The 24,618-nt window shown below is 60.2% G+C and carries 26 protein-coding genes; 19 read left to right on the top strand and 7 right to left on the bottom strand.

What is annotated here, in order from left to right; translation table 11 throughout:
- The first annotated feature begins 114 nt into the window (after nucleotides 1–114).
- The 4 genes from ACIQWP_RS17515 to ACIQWP_RS17500 are packed head-to-tail and all read left to right on the top strand — an operon-like array spanning nucleotide 115 to nucleotide 3,927.
- Entirely contained in the window at nucleotides 115–1,143 is a 1,029-nt protein-coding gene (locus tag ACIQWP_RS17515) for a sulfate ABC transporter substrate-binding protein (RefSeq protein WP_402789545.1), read from the top strand.
- A 6-nt stretch (nucleotides 1,144–1,149) separates the two neighbouring features.
- Nucleotides 1,150–2,007 (top strand): sulfate ABC transporter permease subunit CysT, encoded by an 858-nt coding sequence (cysT, locus tag ACIQWP_RS17510; RefSeq protein ID WP_402789542.1) that lies wholly within the window; start codon nucleotides 1,150–1,152, stop codon nucleotides 2,005–2,007.
- A complete protein-coding gene (cysW, locus tag ACIQWP_RS17505) occupies nucleotides 1,997–2,869 on the top strand; it encodes a sulfate ABC transporter permease subunit CysW (RefSeq protein WP_402789539.1) in 873 nt (290 codons plus the stop codon). Before cysT ends, cysW begins: the two co-directional genes overlap by 11 nt.
- 11 nt (nucleotides 2,870–2,880) lie before the next feature.
- Nucleotides 2,881–3,927 carry a sulfate/molybdate ABC transporter ATP-binding protein gene (locus ACIQWP_RS17500; protein WP_402789536.1) on the top strand — a complete coding sequence of 349 codons (1,047 nt, stop codon included), beginning with the start codon at nucleotides 2,881–2,883 and terminating at the stop codon, nucleotides 3,925–3,927.
- A gap of 3 nt (nucleotides 3,928–3,930) precedes the next feature.
- Here ACIQWP_RS17500 and ACIQWP_RS17495 read toward each other — a convergent pair whose 3' ends face one another.
- The 3 genes from ACIQWP_RS17495 to ACIQWP_RS17485 all read right to left on the bottom strand — a co-directional run bounded on the left by ACIQWP_RS17495 (nucleotide 3,931) and on the right by ACIQWP_RS17485 (nucleotide 7,258).
- A complete protein-coding gene (locus ACIQWP_RS17495) occupies nucleotides 3,931–4,728 on the bottom strand; it encodes an NAD-dependent epimerase/dehydratase family protein (protein WP_402789533.1) in 798 nt (265 codons plus the stop codon).
- A 103-nt stretch (nucleotides 4,729–4,831) separates the two neighbouring features.
- Nucleotides 4,832–5,671, bottom strand: a complete 840-nt coding sequence (locus ACIQWP_RS17490) for an endonuclease/exonuclease/phosphatase family protein (RefSeq protein WP_402789531.1) — start codon at nucleotides 5,669–5,671, stop codon at nucleotides 4,832–4,834.
- A gap of 123 nt (nucleotides 5,672–5,794) precedes the next feature.
- Complete coding sequence (locus ACIQWP_RS17485) at nucleotides 5,795–7,258, bottom strand: phosphatidylserine/phosphatidylglycerophosphate/cardiolipin synthase family protein (RefSeq protein WP_402789528.1); 1,464 nt, start codon at nucleotides 7,256–7,258, stop codon at nucleotides 5,795–5,797.
- A 334-nt stretch (nucleotides 7,259–7,592) separates the two neighbouring features.
- Here ACIQWP_RS17485 and ACIQWP_RS17480 point away from each other — a divergent pair, with 334 nt between their 5' ends.
- The 5 genes from ACIQWP_RS17480 (at nucleotide 7,593) to ACIQWP_RS17460 (ending at nucleotide 10,256) form a co-directional block, all read left to right on the top strand.
- Nucleotides 7,593–7,862 (top strand): DUF2934 domain-containing protein, encoded by a 270-nt coding sequence (locus ACIQWP_RS17480; protein ID WP_402789526.1) that lies wholly within the window; start codon nucleotides 7,593–7,595, stop codon nucleotides 7,860–7,862.
- A gap of 275 nt (nucleotides 7,863–8,137) precedes the next feature.
- Nucleotides 8,138–8,332: a hypothetical protein gene (locus ACIQWP_RS17475; protein ID WP_402789523.1), complete on the top strand. Its 195-nt coding sequence runs from the start codon at nucleotides 8,138–8,140 to the stop codon at nucleotides 8,330–8,332.
- Between the two features lie 39 nt (nucleotides 8,333–8,371).
- Nucleotides 8,372–8,686 (top strand): plasmid stabilization protein, encoded by a 315-nt coding sequence (locus ACIQWP_RS17470; RefSeq protein ID WP_402789520.1) that lies wholly within the window; start codon nucleotides 8,372–8,374, stop codon nucleotides 8,684–8,686.
- Nucleotides 8,687–8,948: 262 nt separating this feature from the next.
- Nucleotides 8,949–9,686 (top strand): glutathione S-transferase, encoded by a 738-nt coding sequence (locus tag ACIQWP_RS17465; protein ID WP_402789517.1) that lies wholly within the window; start codon nucleotides 8,949–8,951, stop codon nucleotides 9,684–9,686.
- Nucleotides 9,687–9,689: 3 nt separating this feature from the next.
- On the top strand, nucleotides 9,690–10,256 hold the full coding sequence (locus tag ACIQWP_RS17460) for a methyltransferase family protein (RefSeq protein WP_402789514.1): 567 nt from the start codon (nucleotides 9,690–9,692) through the stop codon (nucleotides 10,254–10,256).
- Nucleotides 10,257–10,258: 2 nt separating this feature from the next.
- Here ACIQWP_RS17460 and ligD read toward each other — a convergent pair whose 3' ends face one another.
- Together ligD and ACIQWP_RS17450 are read right to left on the bottom strand one after the other, a co-directional pair.
- Nucleotides 10,259–11,146: a non-homologous end-joining DNA ligase gene (gene ligD / locus ACIQWP_RS17455; protein ID WP_402789512.1), complete on the bottom strand. Its 888-nt coding sequence runs from the start codon at nucleotides 11,144–11,146 to the stop codon at nucleotides 10,259–10,261.
- Nucleotides 11,147–11,236: 90 nt separating this feature from the next.
- Entirely contained in the window at nucleotides 11,237–12,031 is a 795-nt protein-coding gene (locus tag ACIQWP_RS17450) for an SDR family NAD(P)-dependent oxidoreductase (RefSeq protein WP_402789509.1), read from the bottom strand.
- 256 nt (nucleotides 12,032–12,287) lie between these two features.
- Between ACIQWP_RS17450 and ACIQWP_RS17445 the strand changes: the two genes are divergently transcribed.
- The 8 genes from ACIQWP_RS17445 to ACIQWP_RS17410 all read left to right on the top strand — a co-directional run bounded on the left by ACIQWP_RS17445 (nucleotide 12,288) and on the right by ACIQWP_RS17410 (nucleotide 20,982).
- Nucleotides 12,288–12,683, top strand: coding sequence for a RidA family protein (locus ACIQWP_RS17445; protein ID WP_402789507.1), 396 nt, complete (start codon nucleotides 12,288–12,290; stop codon nucleotides 12,681–12,683).
- A 557-nt stretch (nucleotides 12,684–13,240) separates the two neighbouring features.
- On the top strand, nucleotides 13,241–14,809 hold the full coding sequence (locus ACIQWP_RS17440) for an ABC transporter substrate-binding protein (protein ID WP_402789904.1): 1,569 nt from the start codon (nucleotides 13,241–13,243) through the stop codon (nucleotides 14,807–14,809).
- Nucleotides 14,810–14,830: 21 nt separating this feature from the next.
- The gene (locus ACIQWP_RS17435) at nucleotides 14,831–15,814 is read left to right on the top strand and encodes an ABC transporter permease (RefSeq protein ID WP_402789504.1); all 984 of its coding nucleotides are present in this window, start codon (nucleotides 14,831–14,833) and stop codon (nucleotides 15,812–15,814) included.
- Nucleotides 15,811–16,713 (top strand): ABC transporter permease, encoded by a 903-nt coding sequence (locus tag ACIQWP_RS17430; RefSeq protein WP_402789501.1) that lies wholly within the window; start codon nucleotides 15,811–15,813, stop codon nucleotides 16,711–16,713. Before ACIQWP_RS17435 ends, ACIQWP_RS17430 begins: the two co-directional genes overlap by 4 nt.
- Nucleotides 16,710–17,525, top strand: a complete 816-nt coding sequence (locus ACIQWP_RS17425) for an ABC transporter ATP-binding protein (protein WP_402789497.1) — start codon at nucleotides 16,710–16,712, stop codon at nucleotides 17,523–17,525. The genes ACIQWP_RS17430 and ACIQWP_RS17425 overlap by 4 nt, the downstream gene beginning before the upstream one ends.
- Complete coding sequence (locus tag ACIQWP_RS17420; protein WP_402789495.1) at nucleotides 17,522–18,448, top strand: ABC transporter ATP-binding protein; 927 nt, start codon at nucleotides 17,522–17,524, stop codon at nucleotides 18,446–18,448. Before ACIQWP_RS17425 ends, ACIQWP_RS17420 begins: the two co-directional genes overlap by 4 nt.
- A gap of 13 nt (nucleotides 18,449–18,461) precedes the next feature.
- Nucleotides 18,462–18,932 (top strand): GNAT family N-acetyltransferase, encoded by a 471-nt coding sequence (locus tag ACIQWP_RS17415; RefSeq protein ID WP_402789491.1) that lies wholly within the window; start codon nucleotides 18,462–18,464, stop codon nucleotides 18,930–18,932.
- Nucleotides 18,933–18,954: 22 nt separating this feature from the next.
- On the top strand, nucleotides 18,955–20,982 hold the full coding sequence (locus ACIQWP_RS17410; protein WP_402789488.1) for a beta-N-acetylhexosaminidase: 2,028 nt from the start codon (nucleotides 18,955–18,957) through the stop codon (nucleotides 20,980–20,982).
- A gap of 75 nt (nucleotides 20,983–21,057) precedes the next feature.
- On the opposite strand, the gene ACIQWP_RS17405 is transcribed toward ACIQWP_RS17410, so the two are convergent.
- Both ACIQWP_RS17405 and ACIQWP_RS17400 read right to left on the bottom strand, forming a co-directional pair.
- The gene (locus ACIQWP_RS17405) at nucleotides 21,058–22,278 is read right to left on the bottom strand and encodes an ROK family protein (RefSeq protein WP_402789485.1); all 1,221 of its coding nucleotides are present in this window, start codon (nucleotides 22,276–22,278) and stop codon (nucleotides 21,058–21,060) included.
- 259 nt (nucleotides 22,279–22,537) lie between these two features.
- Nucleotides 22,538–22,696: a hypothetical protein gene (locus tag ACIQWP_RS17400; RefSeq protein WP_402789482.1), complete on the bottom strand. Its 159-nt coding sequence runs from the start codon at nucleotides 22,694–22,696 to the stop codon at nucleotides 22,538–22,540.
- 372 nt (nucleotides 22,697–23,068) lie between these two features.
- Between ACIQWP_RS17400 and ACIQWP_RS17395 the strand changes: the two genes are divergently transcribed.
- On the top strand, nucleotides 23,069–23,317 hold the full coding sequence (locus tag ACIQWP_RS17395) for a hypothetical protein (protein WP_402789480.1): 249 nt from the start codon (nucleotides 23,069–23,071) through the stop codon (nucleotides 23,315–23,317).
- A gap of 535 nt (nucleotides 23,318–23,852) precedes the next feature.
- Nucleotides 23,853–24,608, top strand: coding sequence for a gluconate 2-dehydrogenase subunit 3 family protein (locus ACIQWP_RS17390; protein ID WP_402789477.1), 756 nt, complete (start codon nucleotides 23,853–23,855; stop codon nucleotides 24,606–24,608).
- Nucleotides 24,609–24,618: the final 10 nt, after the last annotated feature.

The following is a 24,618-nucleotide window of genomic DNA, read 5'->3' as shown; positions in this document are numbered from 1 at the left end:
TTTTCCCGATTCTATGGGATGCTGTTCTCTGGAGTTACCCAAAACGGGAACTGTCTTCGTTACTTTATACGACCAAGTTGATAGGGTTTAAGGACAAACGAAGGGGGTGTATCCATGCAGACGATTAAGCTTTCCCGGCTTCTCGCCACCGCAGTTCTGATCGGCAGTTTCTCGATCGCGGCCGTCGCGCCGACATGGGCGGCGGACAAGACGCTTCTCAATGTTTCCTACGATCCGACCCGTGAGCTCTATAAGGACTTCAACGCGGCCTTTGCTGTCAAGTGGAAGAAGGACACGGGCGAAACCATCAATATCAAGACCTCGCATGGCGGCTCCGGCGCGCAGGCGCGTTCGGTCATCGATGGTCTCGATGCCGACGTCGTAACCCTGGCGCTTGAGGGCGATATCGATGCGATCGCCAAGGCGACGCACAAGATTCCCGCCGACTGGAAGACCAAATTCCCGAACAATTCGGTTCCCTACACCTCGACCATCGTCTTCCTGGTGCGCAAGGGCAACCCCAAGGGCATCAAGGACTGGCCGGATCTCATCAAGGACGGCGTCGAAGTCATCACGCCGAACCCGAAAACGTCAGGCGGCGCCCGCTGGAACATTCTGGCGGCATGGGCATGGGCCAAGCAGGCCAATGGCGGCAACGATGCCAAGGCACAGGAATATCTGACGCAGCTTCTGAAGCATGTACCGGTTCTCGATACCGGTGCGCGCGGCGCAACGACGACCTTCGTCCAGCGTGGCCTTGGCGACGTCCTGCTTGCCTGGGAAAATGAAGCCTATCTCTCGCTCGACGAGCTTGGCCCGGATAAATTCGAAGTCGTGACCCCGTCTTTCTCGATCCGTGCCGATCCGCCGGTTGCCGTCGTCGATGGCAATGTTGATAAGAAGGGCACGCGCAAGGTCGCGGAAGCCTATCTGAACTATCTCTATTCGGATGAAGGCCAGAAGATTGCGGCGAAGCATTACTACCGGCCGATCAAGCCGGAAGTGGCCGATCCCAAGGATATTGCCCGTTTCCCGACGTTGAAGCTTGCGACGATTGACGATTTCGGTGGATGGGCCCAAGCTCAACCGAAGTTTTTCGACGATGGTGGCGTCTTCGATCAGGTCTACAAGCCGGGGCAATAAGTCTGAATGCATTCCATAACCCGCAAACGGTGGCGGTTTCGGCAGCCGAGTGTCATTCCGGGCTTCGGATTGGCACTCGGCGTTACCTTGGCTTGGCTCATCTTCATTGTTCTCATCCCGCTGTCTGGACTGCTTTGGAAGAGCAGTTCTCTCGGCTGGGATAAATTCTGGGCGCTGGCCCTTGATCTGCGCACGCTCTACGCGCTGCGCATGAGTTTTGGCGGCGCCTTCATTGCCGCGCTTGTCAACGCCGTGCTCGGGCTTGTCCTGGCCTGGGTGCTGGTGCGCTACCGCTTTCCCGGCAAGCGTATCATCGACGCCATGGTCGATCTGCCGTTTGCGCTGCCAACGGCGGTTGCCGGTATCGCGCTGACGGCGCTTTATGCGCCGAACGGCTGGATCGGTCAGTTCCTGGCGCCGCTCGGCATCAAGATCGCGTTTACGCCGATCGGCATCGTCATCGCGCTGATTTTCGTCGGCCTGCCCTTCGTGGTGCGCACCGCCCAGCCCGTGATGGAAGAGATCGACCGCGAAGTCGAAGAGGCGGCTGCGACCTTGGGGGCGACCCGCTTTCAGACGATTACCAGGGTACTGCTGCCGGGATTGGCGCCTGCCGCTCTCACCGGTTTCGCGCTGGCTTTTGCCCGCGCTGCCGGCGAATACGGATCAGTCATCTTCATCGCAGGCAACAAGCCATACATCTCGGAAATCGCGCCCTTGCTCATCGTCATACGGCTAGAGGAATATAATTACGCGGCGGCAACGGCGATCGCGACGGTGATGCTGTTCATCTCCTTCACCATGCTCTTGATCATCAACCTCATTCAGGCCTGGAGCAGAAGGAGGTACGGCTATGGCACATGATCTTTCTGCCACCACCTCTGTGGAGCATCCGGTCGTTACCGAGAGCCGGGCGGCGCGCATCATCTTTGTGGTGATCTCGCTCACCTTTCTGACGCTGATGGTGTTGTTGCCCTTGGCTGCCGTCTTCGTCGAGGCCTTCCGCAAGGGTATAGAGGCGTTCTTCGATGCCCTGGTCGATGATGAGACGTTCGCAGCGATCCGGCTGACATTGATCGTTGCCGGCATCAGCGTGCCGCTCAATCTTGTCTGCGGTGTTGCGGCAGCCTGGGCGATCGCCAAGTTCGAGTTCAAGGGCAAGGCCTTCCTGACAACGCTGATCGATCTGCCTTTCTCCGTCTCGCCGGTCATATCCGGTCTGGTGTTCGTGCTGCTGTTCAGTTCCAGCAGCACACTCGGCCCCTGGCTGCAGAGCCACGGAATACAGATCCTGTTTGCGGTTCCCGCGCTCGTCCTGGCGACGATGTTCGTCACCTTTCCCTTCGTCGCCCGTGAATTGATCCCGCTGATGCAGGAGCAGGGCAATGCGGACGAGGAGGCGGCACTCTCGCTCGGCGCCAATGGTTGGCAGACCTTCTGGTATGTCACGCTACCGAACATCAAATGGGGTCTGCTTTACGGCGTGCTGCTCTGCAACGCTCGTGCCATGGGCGAGTTCGGTGCCGTTTCGGTCGTGTCGGGCCATATTCGCGGCGAAACGAACACCATGCCGCTGCAGGTCGAGATCCTTTACAACGACTATAATTTCTCGGGGGCCTTTGCCGTTGCCACGCTGCTGGCCCTGCTTGCCCTTGTCACATTGATACTGAAGACGTTGCTGGAAATGCGCTATAGCGAAGAGATCGCAGCCAGCCGGCGTCACTGAAGGAATTTTTGATGGAAGTTCGCGTTCAAAACCTGCGCAAGGAATTCGGTCGCTTTCCTGCATTGCATGACGTCTCTCTCGATATCCGTTCGAGCGAACTGATTGCGCTTCTCGGTCCATCCGGTTCCGGCAAGACGACGCTTCTGCGTTTGATCGCCGGGCTGGAAACGCCGACGGAGGGCCAGATCTTCTTTGGCGAAGAGGATGCTTCGCGAAAGACCGTGCAACAGCGCAATATCGGCTTCGTGTTCCAGCATTACGCGCTGTTCCGACATATGACGGTGCTGGACAATATCTCATTCGGACTGAAAGTCCGCTCCGCATCGCGTCGCCCGCCGCGTGATGAAATTCGCCGGCGCGCGATGGAATTGCTGGAACTGGTACAGTTGAACGGTTTGGAGAAGCGCTACCCGACCCAGCTTTCCGGCGGTCAGCGACAGCGCGTGGCGTTGGCGCGCGCCATGGCGGTCGAGCCGAATGTCCTGCTTCTCGACGAGCCCTTCGGCGCTCTCGATGCGCAGGTGCGCAAGGACCTGCGCAGGTGGCTGCGGGAGATCCATGACCGGACCGGCCACACCACCGTCTTCGTCACCCATGACCAGGAAGAGGCGCTTGAGCTTGCCGACCGCGTCGTCGTGCTCAACAAGGGTGCGATCGAGCAGGTCGGCACGCCGGACGAGATCTACGACACGCCGAATTCGCCCTTCGTCTATGGTTTTATCGGCCAGTCCAACCGCGTCAAGGTTCGCATAGCCAGCGGCGAGATCTGGTTCGACGACAAGCCGCTTGGGCTCAGCACGCCACACGAGCCGGATGGCGAGGCGCATCTCTATTTCCGTCCGCATGACATCGAACTGCGCGACGGCGATGCCGGCGCGATCGCGGGCTTGCTTGTCGCCAGCCGCCGCGTTGCCGGCACCCGTCATCTCGAGATCAATATCGGTGCCGGGCATGAAGGCATCGAGATCGAGCTGCCGCCGAACAAGGCCGATGCGCTGGACCGCAATCGCATCGCCTTCCGGCCGACGCGCTGGAAGCTGTTTCGCAACGGCCTCTGACGATCAGTCTTCCGGATGGCCAGCCGAGGCGAAGCCACCGCCCTGGTAGATGACGGCCGGATCGTTCGGATCTTCGGCTGGTGTTCTCGACAGGATCTCCGCCCGCCATGGGGCGGCGTTGTCGCGCGGCTTCCAGCCGAGGAAGGCGGCGTTGCCGTTGTCCCACCATTGTTCGTCATTGTCGGACGCGCCGTAGACGATCGTGTGCCCGAGCCTTGGTGCTTCGAAAGCGCAGCCGCAAAGCGAGAGGAAATCCCTGACGCTGAACCAGGTGGCGAGCATGCGCGTGTTGCGCGGCTCGGGGAAACAGGAGCCGATGCGCACCGAAAGCGTTTCCTGGCCGAACTTGTCGAAGTAGAGGCTGGCGACGGCCTCACCGAACACTTTCGATACGCCATAGAGCGAATCCGGCCGCGTCGGCACCTTGTTGTCGATCCGCTCGTCCCGGCGATAGAAGCCGATGGTGTGGTTGGAGCTTGCAAAGACGATGCGCGGCTTGCCGGCGGCGCGCGCCGCCTCGTAGAGATTGTAGAGGCCGACGATATTGCCCTGCAGGATAAGATCGAAGGGCTTCTCCACTGATATGCCGCCGAGATGGATAATGCCGTCGACACCCTGGACGATGGCGTCTACGCCGCTGCGGTCGGCGAGATCACAGGCGACGAAACGCTCGTTCGGACGCAGATCGCCTATCGGCGCGAGATCGGACAGCACAACGCTCTCGGCAATTTGCGAGAGAAGCGGCCTGAGTGCCTGGCCGACGCCGCCGGCAGCGCCGGTCAGCAACAGAGTTTTCAGCATGATTGTCTCCCGGATCATCCATTTCGGCGGGCAGACTATAAGATGGCCTTCCGGCAGTCATCCTATATATCTGTGAATTCAACATGAGGCATGCTGACGATGTCTAGGCCGTCCGCGTATGCACCCTGGCCTCGATATCGAGCGTTTGCAGGCTGACGATGGCCTTGATGGGCAAATGGTCCGACGCCACGCGCGCCAGCGGCGAGTCATGGACCTCCACTGCCGCGATCATGCCGCGGCGGTTTGCCATGATGCGATCGAGCGCCAGAAGCGGCAGTGTCGACGGAAAGCTCGGTACGGCGGGCGGCAGCGGTCCGAACGCATTCTGTATCGTATTGAGGGATGATCGGTCGCCCAGGCGCCATTCGTTGAGGTCACCAAGCAGGATGGTGGGCGTGTCGCTGCCGTCGTTCATCAGGTCGACGATCAGGCGCGTCTGCTGGGCGCGCGAGCGATGCAGCAGGCCGAGATGCGCGGCGATGATCCTGAGACTGCCGCCGCTTGCCAATTCCAGTTCGGCAATCAGGGCGCCGCGTGGCTCAAGTCCGGGCAGGCTGATCTGATGCACGTCGCGCACCGTGCCCTGTTTGAAGAGAACGACATTGCCATGCCATCCGTGCGCCTTGGTGACGCCGGCGATAGGCACGGGGATGAGCCCTGTCTCGCGCTCGAGCCGGCGTAGGTCGAGAATACCCGTGCGTTCGCCGAAGCGTGTGTCCGCTTCCTGCAGGCCGATGACGTCGGCATCGATTTCGTGGATGACGCGGCTGGTCCGCTCCGGATCGAAGCGGCGGTCGGCGCCGACGCATTTGTGGACATTGTAGGAGGCGATCAATGTGCCTTCAGGGCGAGCCGGTTTGCCGGCTTGCTTGGCGCGAGATTTGCTCCGGTTCTTCAGGCTTTCCAGAATGCTCGCACGGAGACTTTCTTTCTTCTTTCGCATCTATCCGTCGACCGTTCCTTGATCAGACCATGTCGGGCACATGGAGGGGAGTATAAGAAACGATGGTCGGCATTGTCATGTAAAAAGGCTGCGACAACGGCGAATAGTCCCTGGTTGCGGCCGTCAGAGATAGGGCGAGCCAAGCCAGAGGACCTTCTCGATAAGCCGTACGACAAAGGGCCGCGCCCTCAGCTTTTCGAGTTCGACCGGATGTGCCGTTTCCAGGATCGTGTCGATATGGGCATCGATCGTGCCGGCAAAACCGTGATCGAGCACTTCAAGATCCACTTCGAAATTGAGCCGCAGGGAGCGGGGATCGAGGTTGGAAGAGCCGACATAGGCCCAGATGCCGTCGATGGCCAAAAGCTTCGAATGATTGAACGGACCTTCAGCGCGCCAGATGCGGCAATAGTTCTTCAGCATCTGGTCGAATTGCGCCGTCATGGCGCGGTCGACAAGGACGAGATTGTTGGCAGTCGGCACGACGATATCGACCTCGACGCCACGTCGGGCTGCCGTCACGAGCGCGCTGATCAACTCCCGATCCGGCAGGAAATAGGGCGACATGATGCGGATGGACCTGTGCGCCACCGACAGCGCGCCGATGAGCATCTTGTGATTGGTCTCGACGCTGCGATCCGGGCCTGACGGGACGACCCGCATGAAGACAGGCGCCCCAGGCTCGTTGGCGGGAGCGGCAACCCCCCATTCCTCGCCGCTCAGTACCTCGCCGGTGGTGAAGCGCCAATCCTCGGCGGCGGTGTTGAAGAGATCCGCGACAGCGGGACCCGTCACGCAGAAATGCATGTCGCGGGCGCAATGGTCATGCGCGAATTCACGCGTGAAGCCCTGGCGGATATTCATGCCGCCGGTAAAGGCGATCCGCCCGTCGATACTAAGGATCTTCCGGTGGGTGCGCAGATTGGCATAGGGCAATCTGAGGCCGATGATGACGTTGCCGTTGAAGACGTCGACCTGCACGCCGCCCTGGCTCAGATAACCCATGATGCTCGGCACGGAATAACGGGCGCCGACGGCGTCGATCAGCACGCGTACGGCGACGCCCCGTTTGGTCGCGGCAATAAGGGCGTCGGCAAGGCGAAGGCCGATCGGGTCGCGATCGAAGATATAGGTCTCCATCAGGATGGCGCGTTCGGCGCCGTCGATCGCGGCTTTCATCGCAGCATAGGCGACGTCGCCGTTCGTCAGCATCTCGATGGTGTTGCCGGTACTCATCGTATAGCGGACAACACGATCGCCGAGCGTCTTCATCGAGCCGAAACGCTCGCCGAAAAGCCGCCGCGCCTGTTCGTCATTGGCATCGAAGCTGGAGAGTTCGCCGTTCGCATCCGTGCGGAAGAGTGCGTCGCGCTGCGAGCTGAGAGTGGCCCGGCGGATGCGATTGATGCCCGCGACGGCATAGAGCAGCGCGCCGATGATGGGTGACAGAATGACGACGCCGACCCAGCCGATCGCTGCGCGGACATCTTCTTTGGTCATGGCTGCATGGATTGCAGCAGCGGCTCCCATCACGATGGACAGGACGGCGAGAACTTGGCCCCAATGGGCAGCCACGAGGTCGATCATGACGCAAGTATATCCTTGCCCGTAAAAGCTGCAATGAGCCGGCTTGCGATCGCCGGGATGTCATCGATAGCAGTGCGAAAACTCATCTTATTAGATATTTTTAATTGAACCCTGTTCTTACCAGCATCATACTTAGGGTGCTTCGGCTGCTTCGCTACCGTCCCCCACGGTAACCCCTGTTTCTTGTTTGAAGCGCCACTGCGGTTCGAGAGTCGAGACCGAAGAACGCCAGCCATGGCGTCTTGGCTGCTCGGGGGAGGCGTGAAAGCCCGCATGTCAAGAACGGGCATTGTTCATCAAAACCATGTTCAATGATGCGAACGGAGAACAGCAGATGTTGGAACCTCGGGACGAATGGATCAAGAAGCGCGCATACGCCATCTGGGAAGAGGAGGGCCATCCTTCCGGACGCGATGCCGAGCACTGGGCTCGAGCAAGCGGCGAGCGCGTCGCCCTTGAAGAAACTGCTGCAAACGGCAGCACGATCGACGTCAAGCCAAAAGCCAAGCGCAAGCCGGCAATCGCCGCGGCAGCTGTTGTCGAGGAGAAGGTGGTCAAACCAGCGAAGAAAGCGCCGAAGAAGGCTGCAGTTGCAAAGGCGTAGGGCGCGTCAGTCTTAGGGGTGTGGCGGAAAGAGGGGCGGTTCGATGGCGACATCGTACCGCCTCTCTTCTTCTGGGTCGCCACCGGCGAAATATTCTCAATAATTTCGGTAATTTGGCTCCCATACGCGAAATAGTTGTCACACATCGATGCTACAGATCGCCAAGGGAGCTCAGCCATGTGTCGCAGCTATATCGATGATCTGGAAATGATTGTTACGACGATCGTCGCGGCGCGCCGTTTTTCATGTTTTGCTGACGGCTTGGAGGCGATGCGATGACATCGCTTCTTGTCCTCGCCGCGCTCTATCTTCTGGCGGCCTTGATCCTCATTCTGATTATCGATCGTTCAGTCGGCGTCTTTTTCCCGGCCTCGGCCAGACAGCGCCCCAAGGCACCGCATGATCGGCGCTTCAGGATACTTCCGGTGCCTCGCAATTCACCCGGCCAAATCTCGGAACCTTTTCCCTGACGACGGGTTGGTCTTTCATGCCAAGCAAGGAGAAAGATCATGCCCCGAGGCGATAAATCCGCCTATACCGACAAGCAGAAGCGCAAGGCCGAGCATATCGAGGAAGGCTATGAAGACCGCGGCGTCTCCCACGAGGAGGCGGAGCGGCGTGCCTGGGCAACGGTGAACAAGGAAAGCGGCGGCGGCAAGAAATCCGGCTCGGGTCGCGGTCATCCCGAAAACCATGAATCGTCCGAAAAAGGCGGCAGGATCGGCGGACGTGCCGCTGCAAATCGACCTGCGGCCGAGCGCTCTGCCTCCGCAAAGAAGGCGGGCGCAACGCGTAAACGCCACGAGCACAATACGCATTCCTAGTCTATCCGTGGAACCGGTACCATCATCGAGACCTTTCGGGTCGGCGGCGGTGTCGTCGACCTAGCTTCCGGGGCATGCGTTTCGGTCCGTGATCGCCGATTGCCTCTTACCTTCTGCGATACCGACGCTAAATTGCAAGTTTGGAGCGGGCTGGTATTCGGCTCATTCGGCAACGGATGTCGGTGTTGCAGGCGATGGAAAGGTGCCGGCAGGGCGCCGGACCGCTTGTCGCCGCTGAACGATTCACGGGAGGGATAAACGAATGCCCTATGAGCTTTACTACTGGGACGGCATCCAGGGGCGTGGTGAATTCGTCCGGCTTGCGCTGGAGGAGGCCGGAGCCGACTATGTCGATGTTTGTCGTGGGCCGGCAAGCAAGGGGCAGGGAATGCCCGCCATGCTGGCCATTATGGACGGCAAATCCGAGTTCGACATTCCGTTCGCTCCGCCGTTTCTGAAGGACGGCGAGCTGATCCTCCCGCATGTGGCGAATATCCTGATGTATCTCGGGCCGAGGCTCGGCCTGGCTCCCGGCGACGAAGGGCAGCGTCATGTGCTGAACGGACTGCAGTTGACGATCACCGATCTTGTCGCCGAGGTGCACGACACGCACCACCCCATTGCCACGTCGAAATATTATGAGGATCAGAAGCAAGAGGCGAAGGCGCGAGCCGCGGAATTCATCGAAAACCGCATCCCGAAGTTCCTCGGCTATTTCGAGCGGACGCTGCGACAGAACTCGGACGGGGCGAGCCATATCTTCGGCGGTGAATTGACCTATGTCGATCTCTCGCTGTTTCAGGTCTATGAGGGGCTGCGCTATGCCTTCCCCCGCGCGACTGCGCATCTGGATCGCCAATATCCGCACCTGACGGCGCTGCATGCAGCCGTCATGAAACGGCCTAACATTGCCCGCTATCTTCAGTCCGATCGCCGCATTCCCTTCAATGAGGACGGCATTTTCCGGCGTTATCCGGAATTGGATAGAGATGTGGCTTGAGCGATGCTGCTTTATCAATTCATTCCTGCGTGCTGGATCGTCTGGTTGCTGATCTGGCTCTTTGCCTCGTTCGGCACCAAGAAGAGCGTGCGGCAGGAGGACCCGCTGTCGCGGCTCGGCAATACCGCGCCGATCTGGATCGGCGCCTTCCTTCTGGCGGTCAATCCCTCCTGGTTCGGCCCCTTGCGATATCGCATCATTCCGCAGGACCTGACGTCCTATGCGATCGGTGCGGCCCTGACGTTCATCGGTCTTCTCTTCGCCGTCTGGGCCCGCTATCACCTCGGCCGCAACTGGAGCGGGGTGATTACCCTCAAGGAGGATCACGCTCTCATCCGCTCCGGCCCCTATGCGCTCGTGCGGCATCCGATCTATTCAGGTCTGCTGCTCGCCATCGTTGGCTCGGCAATCGCGCGCGGCGATATCGCGGCCGTCCTTGCGATCGCCGCAGTTCTCTATGCCGTGCTGCGCCGCGTGCAGATCGAGGAAAGCTGGATGAGCGATATGTTCGGCCCGGCTTATGCCGACTACAAGGCCAGCACGCCGGCACTGGTCCCCTTTCTGGTGTAGCGTCAGACCTTGAGTGGCGTTGCTGCCTTGAAGAAATCGGCCCAGGGATCGGGGCTCGATTGGCCGAGGCGTGAGGCTGCGTTCCTGACGGTAAAAGAGGCCGGCCCGATCTTGCCGTCCAATTCCTCCCAGCTGACCGGCATCGACACCGCGGCACCCTTTCTCGCGCGGGTCGAATAGGGTGCAACGGCCGTATTGCCGCGGCCGTTGCGCAAATAATCGATGAAGATGTGGCCAGCCCGCTTAGCCTTGCTGGCAACCGACAAATATGCCTCAGGACTATCGGCGCTCATGGCATGGGCGATCGCTTCGGCCGCATCCTTGATGTCAGGCCAGGTCGCCTGCGGCTTGACGGACGCGACCACATGCAGGCCCTTGCCGCCCGAGGTCTTGACGAAGGAGGTTAGTCCCAGGGCGGAGAAGCGTTCCCTGATCTCTTTCGCTGCGGCCACGACCTTGCTCCAGGCGACATCTTCGCCCGGATCGAGGTCCATGATGACCATGTCGGGCTTTTCCCAATGGTCCGTCGTCGTACCCCAGGGGTGGATCTCCAGCGCCGCCGACTGGACGAGAGCGGCCAAACCGTCGAAATCCTCGATCTTCAGGAGTTTCGCGAGGTCCTTATCCTCCGGATCGGCGATTTCCTCGATATGCCGGTTGATCCCTTTCCAGACGTGCTTCTGGAAAAAGCGCGGCCCCTCGATGCCGTCGGGGCAGCGCAGGAGAGCGAGGGGGCGATTGGCGACGAAGGGTGCCATGCGCCGCCAGGCCAAAGCGTAGTAATCAAGCAGGTCCTGTTTGCTGACGTCGTCGTCGGGCCAGTAGATTCGCTCTGGATGCGTCAATTCCACTGATGTCTTGATGCCGTCCTGGATGGGCGTCTCTGCCATATTGCATGCGCTCCGTTTTCCGCGCCGCGAAGGCGTCACGCCGTGCAAGATTAGCATTGCCCGGCACACAAAGCGATCGATAGCCGCATTTTACGGCATGAGCTGGCCGCCATTGACCTCGATGATCTGGCCGGTGATATAGCCGGATAGCGTCGGAGAGGCGAGGAAGAGGTAGGCGCCGACGCAATCCTCCGATGTGCCGACGAAGCCCATGGGGATCGTCCTGCGCTGCAGTTCCATCTGCTCGTCGTTGGTATAGCGGTCGTGGAACGGCGTCGCGATGACGCCTGGTGCGACGGCATTGACGCGGATCTTGTCGTTGACGAATTCTTTCGCATGACCGTGGGTTATCGTCGAGACGAAGCCCTTGGAAGCCGCGTAGAGGATCGCGCCGTTGCCGCCGCCATTGCGCGCGGCGATCGAGGTCGTGTTGATGACGAAGCCGCCCTGCCGCTTGAGGTAAGGATGGGCGGCGCGGGTCGCCGCGAGTACGGAACGGGCATTGAGGTTCATTACCCGCTCATAATGCTCATCGGTCATGTCGGCGGTCGGAAGCCGCCCCAGCATGCCGCCGGCATTGTTGATGAGGCCATCGAGACCGCCCAGAGCTTCGGCTGCGTCTTTGACGACGCGCTCGCTCTCGCCGTCCCGCGAGACATCGCCCTGGATGAGATGGACTGTTCCGCCGCTGGCCGTGATTTCAGCGGCTAGCTTTTCAGCCGGCTCGCGGCTTGCATTGAAGTGCAGGCCGATCTTCATGCCCTGTGCGGCAAAGGCGCGTGCGACGGCGGCTCCGATGCCCGTCGAAGCGCCTGTTATCAACGCCCTTTTGCCGGCAAGATCGGGAATGCGAATGGACGCGAGCGATTGCGCGAGTTCGGTCATGGCGGCTCCTCCTGAAGCTCAACAATCATATGACGAAATCGGCTCAGTCTTAACAGGGGCGGGCGCGGCAAGGCAATGACGGCGATGCCGACAAAAAGACGCGGTCGCATGTGAGGCGTCGGCCAGCGGCGAATCGATCTGGCGTGACCGCGCCATGGCGGATATGGAAGAGCGCAGGAGAGTCGCGCGCCTGCTCTTTATCGTTCTGATATGCTGGCTTTGCGGCTTCCGGCAACAGGGAGAGACCGAACATATCATGAGCAAGAACAAGCTGATCCGTTTCGACGTCGCCGACAATCAGGCCGGCGGCCAGCGGCGCCCCTTCGCCAAGGCCGTCAGGGCCGGGGATTTCGTCTATGTTTCGGGCCAGGTGCCGACCATCAACGGCGAAATCGTCACCGGCAACATCGTCAGGCAGACCGAGCAGGTCATCGCCAATATCAAGGATGTTCTTGCCCTTGCCGATTGCACGCTCGAACACGTTGTGAAGGTCAATGTCTGGCTGGACGACGCGCGCGATTTCTCGAGCTTCAACGCCGTCTTCGAGAAGCATTTCATCGATCATCCGCCGGCGCGCTCGACGGTGCAATCGCCGATGATGGTCGATGTGAAGGTCGAAATGGACGTCATCGCCTACAAGCCGCTCGACTAGGCGTAACTGCCTCTGCCGTTTCGATTGCGATGGGGCATTGCCGTATCGCAATCCGAACTATCCGGCGTTTCCCCTGAGTGGGGGACGCCAAGCGGTTGGCTGATCTCCGACACATCTGATCGTCACATCTTTAGTGTCGGCACTTCGCTCCGGCATTGACGATAGGTTTCCTATTCCCTTTGACGGCTGCTTTCGTCGCGCCAACGCGCGATGCGTCACTTCGCGTTCCCCGTCATGGCCGCTGGCGAGAGTTGCACAAGTCGCGAATTTCTCTACCGACCCTGGATGGCAATAGATCGCCGCCGGGCAGCCGAGGCGTTCCTGCAAACGTCGAAATCAATGCCTGTTGATTTCCAATCAGCGATTGACGAGTCTCGAAACTCACGATTAAATCAATTTGATTGACTACTCCAAAACAGCAAGAGGGGCTGAAAATGGGAATGAGGAAAAAGTCATTGCGGAATCTATTTCAACGGACATCCTGGGTAGCGGCAGCGCTTGGCGCTTCGTTGGCATTTGGTGCGGGCGTCGCCTCCGCAGCGGAATCCGTGCTGACAATGCACATCGAGGAGCAGACCAGCTGGGTCAGCAACTTCAATCCTTTCGACCTGGCCGGTCGTCGTCAGAGCACGATGGACTTCATCTACGAGCCACTGGTCATCTTCAACGCCAATGACGGAGGCAAGCCGGTCTGGCGCTTGGCGACGAACTACAAGTTCTCCGACGATCTCAAGTCGATCACCTATGATCTGCGTTCTGGCGTGAAATGGTCGGATGGTCAGCCGCTGACTTCGGCCGACGTAAAATACACGATCGACCTGATGCTGAAGAACCCGGCCGTCGATACCGTTGGCGTTGGCCAGACCGTCGCTTCCGTCGAAGCGCCTTCGCCGACCCAGGTGAAGATCAACCTCAAGGCCATAAATTCCGAATTCCCCGAATCGCTCGCCGATCTCGCCGTCGTGCCGGAGCATATCTGGAAGGATGTTGCCGATCCGGTCGCCTTCAAGAATGAAAGGCCGGTCGGCTCCGGCCCGATGACCGAGGTTCGCCGCTTTACGCCGCAGGTTTACGAGCAGTGCCGCAATCCAAATTACTGGGATGCGGCGTCGCTGCATGTCGATTGCCTGCGCCTGCCGCAGATCTCGGGCAACGACCAGATGCTGGCGCTGCTGCCGGAAGGCACCGTCGACTGGATCGGTTCGTTCCTGCCGCAGATCGACAAGACCTTTGTCGCACTCGACCCGCAGCACAATGGTTACTGGCAGCCGCCGGCTGAAACCGTTGCCTTCCAGATGAACTTCAAGTCGAGCAATGCCGGCAACCTCGAGGCTTTCAAGGATCTCAATTTCCGCCATGCCTTCAGCCTGGTGATGGACCGCAAGTCGATGGTCGATATTGCCGGCTTCGGCTATCCGGTCGTCAACCTGCATGCGAGCGGCCTGCCGCCGCGCTTCGAAAGCTGGCGCAACAAGGCCGCCGAAGGCGACAAGGACGCCTTCATGGGCTTCGATACCGACAAGGCGAACAAGATTCTCGATGATGCCGGCTATAAGAAGGGTGCAGACGGCTTCCGCACCACGCCGAGCGGCAAACCGATCACCTTCCCGATCATCGTGCCGAACGGCTGGACCGACTGGATCGATGCCGTGCAGATCGCAGTCGAAGGGCTGCGCGCCGCAGGCATCAATGCCTCCGTCGCCACGCCTGAATATGAGCAGTGGCGCAAGCAGCTTCTCGATGGCAGCTTCGATGTCGTCATGAATTCGCGCGCCGACAGCGCCACGCCGTTCCAGGGTTATTATCAGAGCCTGTCGACCAACTATGCCGGCAAGCTCACAGTCTCCGCACCGCGCTACTCCAACCCGAAGCTCGATGCGCTCTTCGATCAATATCTGAAGTCGTCTTCGGATGAGGATCACAAGAAGATCTTCAACGACATCCAGGTGCTGATTGCCGACGACTTCCCGGTTGTTCCCGTCTTCAACGGCCCGACCTGGTATCAGTATTCCAGTAAGCGTTTCACCGGTTGGGTCACGGACAAGGACCCGGTGATGAACCCGGAGAACCACGATAACAACCGCATGCGTCTCATGCATCTGCTGCGTCTGAAGCCGGTCCAATAAGACCACAGCGAAGGAACAGACATGCGTGTTTCAAGCCGGCGCCTCGGCGTCTATGCGGTGGCCTTGGCCTTCGCGATCGTCGTGAACTTCATTCTTCCCCGGCTTATGCCGGGGAGTCCCGTAGATGCCATGGTCGCCCAGCTCGGGCCGCGGGCCACGCCCGCGGCTGTCGAGGCGATCAAGGCCCGCTTCGGCGAGATCGATCAGCCGATCATGATGCAGTTCCTCGGCTATCTCAAAGGCCTTGCCACCTTCGATCTTGGCGTTTCGGTGAAGTATTATCCGCAGACGGTGGTCCAGGTGCTGAGCCGGGCCACGCTGTGGACCGTTTTCCTTGTCGTCACCGCGATCATTTTTTCGCTCTGCGTCGGCGTCGTGCTCGGCGCGATTGCAGCCTGGAGGCGCGGCGGGCGGTTCGATACGATCGTATCGCCCTTCGCCGTCATCCTGTTTTCGATACCGCCCGTCATCGTGGCGCTCACCAGCCTGTTCGTTTTCGCGGTGTCGCTGCGCTGGTTCCCCGTGGGATATGCCTATGATCCCAATCTCGATCCGGGCTTCAACTTCACTTTCTTCGGCAGCGTCTTCATGCATGCGATACTGCCGGTCCTGACGCTGTCTCCATTCCTTATCGGCGAGTTCCAGACGACCATGCGATCGTCGATGATCGTCGTGCTCGGAGAGGACTATGTGACGATGGGGCGAGCCAAGGGGCTGAGCAACCTCGCCGTCATGTTCGGCTACGGCGCACGCAATGCGCTCTTACCTGTCCTCACCAATCTCGCGCTGATACTCGGCGCCGTGTTCGGCGGCTCGATCGTCACCGAGATCGTCTTCAATTATCCAGGCCTCGGCCTGACGCTGTTTACCGCCAGCGTGGCACGCGACTATCCCGTCATCCAAGGGCAATTGCTGCTGATGACGCTGGCGACCCTTGGCGCGAATTTCATCGTCGATATTATCTACGGCCTTGTCGATCCGCGATTGAGGGAGACAGGCCGATGAGCTTCTCCTTCCGAACTATTTTCAGCCAGAAGAAAGCGCTTGTCGGTTTCATCATCGTTGCGGCGCTGTGCCTGATGGCGATCTTCGCGCCGATCATCGCACCCGGCGAACCCGGCGCCCGCGTCGGCCGGTCGCATCAGCCGCCATCCGTCGAACATGTTTTCGGCACCACCAAAATGGGTCGCGATGTCTATAAACAATTCGTCTGGGGCGCCAGAAGTTCGCTTTCCGTCGGCTTTGCCACCGGCATCGCGATTACCATCATCGGCACCGCCATCGGTCTCATCGCCGGTTATACGGGCGGCAAGACCGACGCCGCACTCGACCTTGCGACCAATGCCGTACTGGTCATACCGAACATGCCGCTGCTTATCCTGCTTGCCTCCTTCGCGGGCACGGTCGGTCCGATGACGATCATGATCATCATCGCATTGACCTCGTGGCCCTGGGGCGCACGCATGACGCGTTCGCAGACGATGGCGCTGCGCACCCGCGATTTCGTGACAGCCGCCAAGATGATCGGCGAGCCGGCCTGGCGCGTTATCTTCGTCGAGATCCTGCCCAACCTGACGCCGCTCATCGGCATCAATCTGGTCGGCAGCATCATCTACGCGATCGTTGCCCAGACCACGCTCGAATATTTGGGTTTCGGCGATCCGCTGAAGGTCACGTGGGGCACCATGCTCTACAATGCCCAGAATGCCTCGGCCATCATGGTCGGTGCTTGGTGGGATATCGGCATTCCCGCCATCGGCATCGCGCTGACGGGGCTTGGCCTTGCGCTGATCAACTTCACCTTCGACGAAATCGCCAATCCGCAATTGCGCTCCGGCCCGGCATTGACCCGCTGGTTTCGCCTGACGCGCGCCCGCAATCGCATGATGAGGTCAGGCCAATGAGCGACAATCTGCTTGAGATCGAACACCTCAACATCGACTATCTGCTCGACAAGGGCGACTTCCGCGCGGTGAAGGACGTGTCCTTCAACATCGGCCGAGGCGAGATCTTCGGTCTTGCCGGCGAATCCGGTTGCGGCAAGAGCACGATCGCCTATGCGATCACGCGGCTCTCCAAGGCTCCCGCCTGGATCAGCGGTGGCAGCATCCGGCTCGACGGGCAGGATCTACTCAAGATGCCGGAAGGCGATCTGCAGAAGATCCGCTGGAAGCGCATCGGCATGGTGTTCCAGAGCGCCATGAACTCGCTCAACCCGCTGATGCGGGTGGAAGCGCAATTCCATGACGTGCTGCATCGCCATACCGGATGCTCGCGCCAGGAATCGCGTGCCCGCGCCGAAGAAATGTTCAAGCTGGTCGGCATTCCTCCGCATCGCGTCGGCGACTATCCGCACCAGTTTTCCGGCGGCATGCGCCAGCGCATCGTCATCGCCATTTGCCTGGCGCTGCGCCCCGAACTCATCATCATGGACGAACCGACGACGGCTCTCGATGTCGTCGTGCAGCGGGAGATCCTGGAGCAGGTTCTCGACCTCCAGCAGACCTATGGTTTCTCGGTGCTGTTCATCACCCACGACCTGCATCTGATGGCGCAGCTCTGCCATCGTATCGGCGTGATGCTGAAGGGCGAGTTGGTCGAGGTCGGCGATGTCTCCCAGGTCAGCCAGTCGCCGGTTCATGACTATACGCGCAAGCTCTGGAACGCCATTCCGCAGCTTCCGGCCAGCGCCCACCTTTCCGGAGTTTTCGCATGAAACCGCAGATGCAGGCAGTGACCGCAGAACCCATCATCCGGCTCGATGATATCCAGCGCCATTTCGGCTCCGTGCATGCATTGAAGAGCGTTTCCTTTTCGCTGTTTGCGGGAAAGGCGCTGGCGCTCGTCGGCGAATCAGGCTGCGGCAAGACCACATGCGCCCGCATCATCGCCCGGCTCGACAAGCCGACCGCTGGAAAACTGCTTTTCCGCGGACAGGATCGCAGCTCACGCGGCTCCGGCAAGGAAGAGCGGATGTACCGCAAGGACGTCCAGATGGTCTTCCAGGACCCGTTCTCGTCGCTTAATCCGGCCTTCACGATCAATCATCACATCGCAAGGCCGCTGCAGTTGCACGGTGAGGACAAGCCGAAGGCCGAACGGGACGATGATATAGCGCAGCTGCTTGAAAGCGTCGGGCTAGACCCTTCGGTGACGCGCCAGAAATTTCCGCACGAGCTCTCCGGGGGGCAACGCCAGCGCGTCAACATCGCCCGCGCCTTGGCAGTTTCGCCGAGCGTGCTCGTAGCGGACGAGCCGACGTCGATGCTCGACGTCTCGATCCGCAAGGACATTCTTGAACTACTGGCGCGGGTGAAGCGGGAAAACCATCTCGCCATGCTCTACATCACCCATGATATCGCAACGGCCGCCCATGTCGCAGAGGGGATCGTGGTGATGTTTGCCGGCCAGATGGTCGAGTGGGGCGAGACCAATGCCGTCCTCGCCAATCCGAAGCACCCCTATACGCAGCTTCTGCTTTCAGCGGTGCCGGATGGCGGCCGCAGGTTCGTGACCGGCGGTAGCGCTCGCTTCCTGGAGCAGGCGGAGAAGATCCGTGCGCTCAGCCGGCCGATCTCGACCGAGGTCGAACAGATCGGTCCCAATCATTTCATGCGTGCGCTCGTCGCATCGAACTAGAAGGATTTTTGCCTTGGATTACCTGGTCAATCTATCGACCTTGCCGGTCGACACGCAATCGGCTGAGCGCATGGCGAAGGCTGACGTCACCATCCGGCGCGCGCTGCCGCCGGAGCTGCGGCTCATCACCGGCTGGGTGGCCGAACATTTCAGTCAGGGCTGGGCGAGCGAGACGACGGTAGCGATGACGCGCCAGCCGCCGACATGCTTCGTCGCCACGCGCAATCAGGAGCTTGTCGGCTTTGCCTGCCACGAGGCGACGGCGCGCGGCTTCTTCGGACCGACCGGCGTCGACGAAAGCGTTCGCGGCCTCGGCATCGGCCGCGCGCTGCTTTTTGCCTGCCTCAACGACCAGAAGGCCATGGGCTACGCCTACACCGTCATTGGCGACGTCGGCCCTTCGGAATTCTACGAGAAGACGGTCGGCGCGATGCAGATCCCCAATTCCGAGCCCGGCATTTATGCCGGCATGCTCAAGCTTTGAACGATCCAGTAAAGAAAAGAGAATGCTCATGTCCACACCGCGATCCCTGGCTCTGCGGCTTGAAACAACCTGGAACCCGCCGACCGGCGACAAGGAGTTTTCCTACGTCCTGCGGCTGAAGAACCTGTCATCGGAGCCGCTTTCGGGCTTCGCGCTCTGCGTCAGCGGTCCTGGCCGCGTCGACCCAGCCGGCGTCGTCGAAGGTGCGACTGTGACAAAACGGCTTTCCAATTTTACCGAGTTTCAGCCGCCGGAGGGCTTCGTGCTGGGAGCCGGCGATACATGGACCATCACGGTTCATGCGCTGAGCTGGCCGTTCCGTCACTGGACCGATGGCGCCACCAGTGCCTATCTGGCGCTGCCGAATGGAACCGCCGTATCGCTTGCCGCCGAGCCGACGCGCACGTCGTCGAGCAATGCGCCATTGAAGCGCGGCGCCGAAATCTATCCCGTTCCGGCCAATCCGCCTGTTCCGCTCTCGATCATTCCCTGGCCGAACCGCGTTACCGTTTCCTCTCGCCGTCCGCTGCCGGCAGGCTTTGCTTTGAAGGCGAATACGCCGGAGGCACAGGCCGCAGCCGCAAGCTTCACGGCTCTTGTCGAGCATCTCTTCGCCGCCGAAGGTCTTGTCCGCTCCGAGGCGGAAGGCGCTGTGGCGGTGGTGCTGCGTCAGACGGAAGGTCTTGGCCCCGAGGCCTATAGATTGGAGTTTTCGCCGGAGATCATCACCGTCGAGGCAAGCTCCCAGACCGGCTTTGTCTATGGCCTCGTGACGATCGGCCAGATCTGGCGCGGCGCGCGCCTGCATCCGCAGGCTTTCCATTTTCCGGCGGCTGGCGAGATCGTCGACGAACCGGCCATGGGCTGGCGCGGCCTGCATCTCGACGTTGCACGCCAGTTCTATGGTTCGGCTGAAATCAAGAAGCTGATGGCCGTGCTGGCCTGGAACAAGCTCAACCGCTTGCACTGGCACCTGTCCGACGATGAATCCTGGCGTGTCGAGATCGACGCCTATCCGGCATTGACGGAGATCGGCGCATGGCGCGGCCACGGCCTGCCGATGCCTCCGCTTCTGGGCTCGAGCCCGGCTCGCACCGGCGGCTATTACACCAAGGCAGCGGTTCGCGAGATCGTCAGCTACGCCAAGGGCTTCGGCATCGAAATCCTGCCAGAGATCGACATGCCGGGCCATTGCTATGCGATGCAGCAGGCGATCCCGGAGCTTCGCGATCCGAACGAAATTGGCAGCTATTATTCGGTTCAGGGCTTCCCGGACAATTGCATCAATCCCGCTCGCGAGAAGACTTATGAGGTGATCGAGACGATCCTGTCCGAACTGATCGAACTCTTCCCGTTCAAGACCATCCATATCGGTGCCGACGAGGTGCCTCTGGGCGCCTGGTCCGGCTCGCCGGAAGCGTTGACGCAGCTGCGCGAACTTGCCGGCGACGAGATTGCCGATGCACATGCCAAGCGCCTGAACGTCATCACCAATACGCATGGAGCCGACGATATTCACGGTTCGGGCGCGGCTGTCCTTCAGGCCGAATTTCTGGAGCGCATCCAGGCATTTCTCGCCTCGAAGGGCTGCGTGACCGGCGGCTGGGAAGAGGCGGCGCATGGCGACAGGATCGACAAGGACAAGAGCTATCTCTGCAGCTGGCGCAATGTCGAAGTCGCGGCCGAGCTTGCCGGACGCGGATATGAGATCGTCGTCTGCCCAGGCCAGGTCTATTATCTCGACATGGCAATGCGCCCCGACTGGGACGAGCCGGGTGGCAGTTGGGCCGGCTATTCCGATGCGGAGAAGATCTACACCTTCGATCCGATCGGCGGCTGGACCGATGTGCAGAAGGAAAAGCTGCGCGGCATACAGGCCTGCATCTGGTCGGAACCGATGACCGACCGCGCCGTCTTCGATCGGCTTGTCTTCCCACGCCTTTCGGCACTGGCGGAAACCGGCTGGACCAGGCCATCGGCAAAATCCTGGGAGCGCTTCAGGGCGCTTGCCGGCACGATGCCGCTGCTTTACGGCCTGCATCAATTTTGACAGCTTGATGCATGGCCCTCAAGCGCGGCCCCGCACGGGTCGCGCTTGAGCGAAGCTGGTCGTAGAGCGATTTGCCTAACCTACGCTCGCGCGATGCGTCAGCGGCTTCTGCAGGACATCGAATTGCGGGTTCGTCTCTGAAAAGATCGGCAAGGCAGCCGCGCCGAGAATGGCGGTATCCCTGCCGGTTGCCCCGATCATCAGGCGCGGAATGGTCCGCTTTTCCGCCGGGTTCACCGGAATGTGCAGCGGCTCCACGCGCTCGGCCAATCCGATCATGAGGGATGTCGGCGCGCTGCCGCCAAGCACGATCGTCTGCGGATCGAAGGCAAGCTCAAGGAAATCGATCGTTTGCCGCAGCGGCTGCACCGCCTGTTCCAGCCAGACCTGCAGGCCGTGGCTGTTGGCTGCGATCATCGCATCCAGCTCATCCGGGTCCAGCTCCTGGGCATCCTTGATGCCAAGACATTCATAAGCGACGGATGGGGAGACATAGCGGTCCAGGCAACCGCGCTTGCCGCAGGTGCAGAGCCTGCCATGCGGCTCGACAATGATATGGCCGATCTCGCCGGCATTGGCGCGGCTGCCCTTGTAGAGATGGCCGTCCAGGAACATGCCGGCGCCGATGCCGCCATCACCCGCCAGAAAGAGATAGACGAAGCTGCCAAGACCGCGGGCAACGCCATAGAGCCGCTCGCCGATTGCCGCGGCCGTCGCGTCGTTTTCGACGAGCACGGGCAGATTGATGAGCCGCTCGAGTTCGCTTGCAACGGGGAAATCCTGCCAGCCCGGGAGATTGAGCGGGCTCAGCGATGTCACGCCGCCGTCGGCGTAGCGTCCGGGGAGGGCGACGCCGACGCCGAGTAGTCGATCACGATCGAAGGAAAAGGCTTGCTGCAGATCTCTGACGATCTCGGCAAACACCGGCATCGCCTCGGTCGGTCCCGGCCTGTCGACATGATATTCGATGCGGGCGCAGACCGTGCCGGACAGATCCGTCAGCACGCCGGCGGCGCGCTGACGGCCAAGCTCGAGGCCGATGGAATAAGCGCCGGTCGGATTGATGGCATAGGGAGTGATCGGCTGGCCGCGCGCGATCCTCTGCACCTCCATCGGGATCAGCAGGTGCGAACGCGCGAGCTCCTCCACGATATTCGAAACCGTCTGGGTGGTGAGTGCCGTCATGCGGGCAATGGCTGCGCGCGACATCGGCCCATTGGTGCGGATGGCTTCGATCACGACACGCCGGTTGTGCGATTTGGCCTGTTCGAGATTCGTGCCTGAAATTGTCTTCATGAGAGGATTGGAGAGCATTCAGTTCGTGTTGTTACATTTCACGCTTTGCCATTGCGTGAGAGGAGGGCGGCAGTGCGCCGTTGTTTGCCCCAATGTGGCTAGTCTCTATTCTTTTGTCGAACTCTTCAAGGCGTACCAGGCCAAACAATCGAGGGCCGATGCCTGATACGCATGCCTCTTTTCCGAAGAGATCAGACTTGTCACTCCAGTTCAGAAGGTGCCCGAGGATGTTTGCATCGCCTTTTGAGGACGATGGATTTCAATCTTCGTCCTCTGCGATGCTGTCCATCCATGCGCCAACCGCAACGGCGATCATGAGGATCGCGAAGTAGACAAGGTATTTTACATCCAAGCCAAGGCTGTTGTAGCCGACAAGTATTGCGATAGTGGCGAGTCCGAAGGTGATCTTGGCGTTCACGGACTTGCTTTCACGCTGCATTCGAATGGGTGGTGAGATTCACGTCGGTCTTTCGGAGGCAATCTAGGATCAATTTTTAGGTGAATTCCTGAGAGTTCAGATTTGAAATCGCATCCAACTAGCAAATTGATTTCTATAGTGAAACGGGACAATCAATCAAATTTCCCGCTGCGGCAGTAAAGCAACACTTCTGGAAAACTCGAAGTTGAGGTTGCGCCAATAGTTAGGCGTTAATTGTCTTTGGCACACGTTCCATCGGATGAGGAAATGCATGATCCTCGCGTTGCTCAGAGCGTCTCTTTACTGCAGTTGGCATTGCGTTATTGTTTGTTTACCTCGGCCTTTTGCCGTGGTGAGCCCCGGAGGAATTCGATGATCAGACTGCTCGGAATTGCCATTGTCTCGACCTGCATTGCCGGCGGTGCGATGGCGGCGGATGCCACATGCAAGGCCCAGGCGGCCGACAAGAAGCTGGCAGGCGCCGCTCTGACCAGCTTTACCAAGAAATGCGAGAAGGATGCGGCGAGCGCCTGCGATACGCAAGCGGCATCGAAGAAGCTCGCTGGCGCCGCCAAGACGAGCTTCGTCAAGAAGTGCACCTCCGACGCGACCGGCGGCTGATCGCACGATTTCGATTTTTCAAAGGACTTCGGCCGTCGCTGACGGCCGGGTCGCAACGCATTGGTCATCGCGTGATGACGCGGCGTGCAATGCTATCGCGATGTCGCGAGACCTGCCTTGTCAGGCATTTGCGTGCCTGCGATCAACCGTGCCTGATTTCTCCCGATCGTCATCCAGACCTTACGTTTTGCCGAGCTTGGCGCCGCTGGCGGCAACCAAGAGACAAGTAAAGCCCGGTTAACCATCGGCGATCTTTCCCGCGCCGGCACGGTGGCGATCACGCGAACGGCTCGCAGCCGTTATTCCTTTAAAATCAACCGGAAAGCTCAAGTTTTCAAAGGCATCTTGTCACCCTTTGATTCATATTATGTATGGGATTCTGCATGTGGGTATGTATACTGCGGGTGGAATCGGCGCTCTGCGGATTCCCCATCCCTGCCGGTCGCCCGCGCTGGATGATTGCGGCGGTGACCGGTGGCGCTTCTGACGTACGACCGACGATAGCCTGTATCATCTTGCCAATCGGGAGCCCCCAGTGTCCGAACTCTGTCCCAAGCGCCTGTCGCGGCGCCATTTCCTTTCCTCCGTTGCCCTGACTGTTCTTGCCGGAAGCGCCGGCCCGGTGCTGGCGCGAACATATCAAGGCGGCAATCTCCCTTGGACGTCTTACGCCGCCGATCCGCCGAGGCAGGTGATGCCCGGTGGCTGGAAGTTCTTCACGGAGTTGGAAGCGCGCACGATCGAGGCGATCGCGGATCGGATGATCCCGGCCGACAATCTCAGCATCGGCGGCAAGGAAGCGGGCTGTGCCATTTATCTCGACCGGCAACTGGCTGGGTCCTATGGCAATTCCAGCCGGCTCTATACGCAGGGACCTTTCCTGCCCGGCCTGCCGACCCAGGGCTATCAGGGGGCGGACAATCCGGCACAGATCTACCGCAAAGGTCTGGCGGAGATCGATGCCTATCTGAAGCAGAACAAGGGTGGCAAAGCCTTCGCCGATCTCCCTCCGGAAGAGCAGGACGGCTTTCTGACGGATCTGGAGGCAGGCAAGGTCAAGCTCGGCAACAATGTCGACGGCAAGGCCCTGTTCAACGTCATCCTCGCCAATGTCATGGAAGGGTTCTTCGCCGATCCGGTCTATGGCGGCAACAAGGACATGGCCTCGTGGAAGATGCTGGGTTTCCCCGGTGCGCGTTACGACTACCGCGATCATGTCGGCAAGTTCAACGAGCCCTATCCGCATCCGCCGATTTCCATAGCAAGCCAGCCGTTCTGGGCGGAAAAGTAGGAGGCCAGCC

Origin of the sequence: Rhizobium sp. NPDC090279 (assembly GCF_044769665.1) — a bacterium.
Classification (GTDB): Bacteria; Pseudomonadota; Alphaproteobacteria; order Rhizobiales; family Rhizobiaceae; genus Rhizobium.
The sequence above is the reverse complement of the archived record's forward strand: the minus strand, read 5'-3'. Positions and strand labels throughout refer to the sequence as shown.

What these genes read in the sequence shown, in the direction of transcription:
- ACIQWP_RS17425 (WP_402789497.1), top strand. Translation starts at nt 16,710, where the DNA reads ATGAGCGACAATCTGCTTGAGATCGAACACCTCAACATCGACTATCTG.
- ACIQWP_RS17465 (WP_402789517.1), top strand. Translation starts at nt 8,949, where the DNA reads ATGCCCTATGAGCTTTACTACTGGGACGGCATCCAGGGGCGTGGTGAA.
- ACIQWP_RS17490 (WP_402789531.1), bottom strand. Translation starts at nt 5,671, where the DNA reads ATGCGAAAGAAGAAAGAAAGTCTCCGTGCGAGCATTCTGGAAAGCCTG.
- ACIQWP_RS17405 (WP_402789485.1), bottom strand. Translation starts at nt 22,278, where the DNA reads ATGAAGACAATTTCAGGCACGAATCTCGAACAGGCCAAATCGCACAAC.
- ACIQWP_RS17410 (WP_402789488.1), top strand. Translation starts at nt 18,955, where the DNA reads ATGCTCATGTCCACACCGCGATCCCTGGCTCTGCGGCTTGAAACAACC.
- ACIQWP_RS17515 (WP_402789545.1), top strand. Translation starts at nt 115, where the DNA reads ATGCAGACGATTAAGCTTTCCCGGCTTCTCGCCACCGCAGTTCTGATC.
- ACIQWP_RS17435 (WP_402789504.1), top strand. Translation starts at nt 14,831, where the DNA reads ATGCGTGTTTCAAGCCGGCGCCTCGGCGTCTATGCGGTGGCCTTGGCC.
- ACIQWP_RS17495 (WP_402789533.1), bottom strand. Translation starts at nt 4,728, where the DNA reads ATGCTGAAAACTCTGTTGCTGACCGGCGCTGCCGGCGGCGTCGGCCAG.
- ACIQWP_RS17460 (WP_402789514.1), top strand. Translation starts at nt 9,690, where the DNA reads ATGCTGCTTTATCAATTCATTCCTGCGTGCTGGATCGTCTGGTTGCTG.
- ACIQWP_RS17440 (WP_402789904.1), top strand. Translation starts at nt 13,241, where the DNA reads ATGCACATCGAGGAGCAGACCAGCTGGGTCAGCAACTTCAATCCTTTC.
- ACIQWP_RS17480 (WP_402789526.1), top strand. Translation starts at nt 7,593, where the DNA reads ATGTTGGAACCTCGGGACGAATGGATCAAGAAGCGCGCATACGCCATC.
- cysW (WP_402789539.1), top strand. Translation starts at nt 1,997, where the DNA reads ATGGCACATGATCTTTCTGCCACCACCTCTGTGGAGCATCCGGTCGTT.
- ACIQWP_RS17450 (WP_402789509.1), bottom strand. Translation starts at nt 12,031, where the DNA reads ATGACCGAACTCGCGCAATCGCTCGCGTCCATTCGCATTCCCGATCTT.
- ligD (WP_402789512.1), bottom strand. Translation starts at nt 11,146, where the DNA reads ATGGCAGAGACGCCCATCCAGGACGGCATCAAGACATCAGTGGAATTG.
- ACIQWP_RS17395 (WP_402789480.1), top strand. Translation starts at nt 23,069, where the DNA reads ATGATCAGACTGCTCGGAATTGCCATTGTCTCGACCTGCATTGCCGGC.
- ACIQWP_RS17485 (WP_402789528.1), bottom strand. Translation starts at nt 7,258, where the DNA reads ATGATCGACCTCGTGGCTGCCCATTGGGGCCAAGTTCTCGCCGTCCTG.
- ACIQWP_RS17470 (WP_402789520.1), top strand. Translation starts at nt 8,372, where the DNA reads ATGCCCCGAGGCGATAAATCCGCCTATACCGACAAGCAGAAGCGCAAG.
- ACIQWP_RS17430 (WP_402789501.1), top strand. Translation starts at nt 15,811, where the DNA reads ATGAGCTTCTCCTTCCGAACTATTTTCAGCCAGAAGAAAGCGCTTGTC.
- ACIQWP_RS17500 (WP_402789536.1), top strand. Translation starts at nt 2,881, where the DNA reads ATGGAAGTTCGCGTTCAAAACCTGCGCAAGGAATTCGGTCGCTTTCCT.
- ACIQWP_RS17420 (WP_402789495.1), top strand. Translation starts at nt 17,522, where the DNA reads ATGAAACCGCAGATGCAGGCAGTGACCGCAGAACCCATCATCCGGCTC.
- cysT (WP_402789542.1), top strand. Translation starts at nt 1,150, where the DNA reads ATGCATTCCATAACCCGCAAACGGTGGCGGTTTCGGCAGCCGAGTGTC.
- ACIQWP_RS17445 (WP_402789507.1), top strand. Translation starts at nt 12,288, where the DNA reads ATGAGCAAGAACAAGCTGATCCGTTTCGACGTCGCCGACAATCAGGCC.
- ACIQWP_RS17475 (WP_402789523.1), top strand. Translation starts at nt 8,138, where the DNA reads ATGACATCGCTTCTTGTCCTCGCCGCGCTCTATCTTCTGGCGGCCTTG.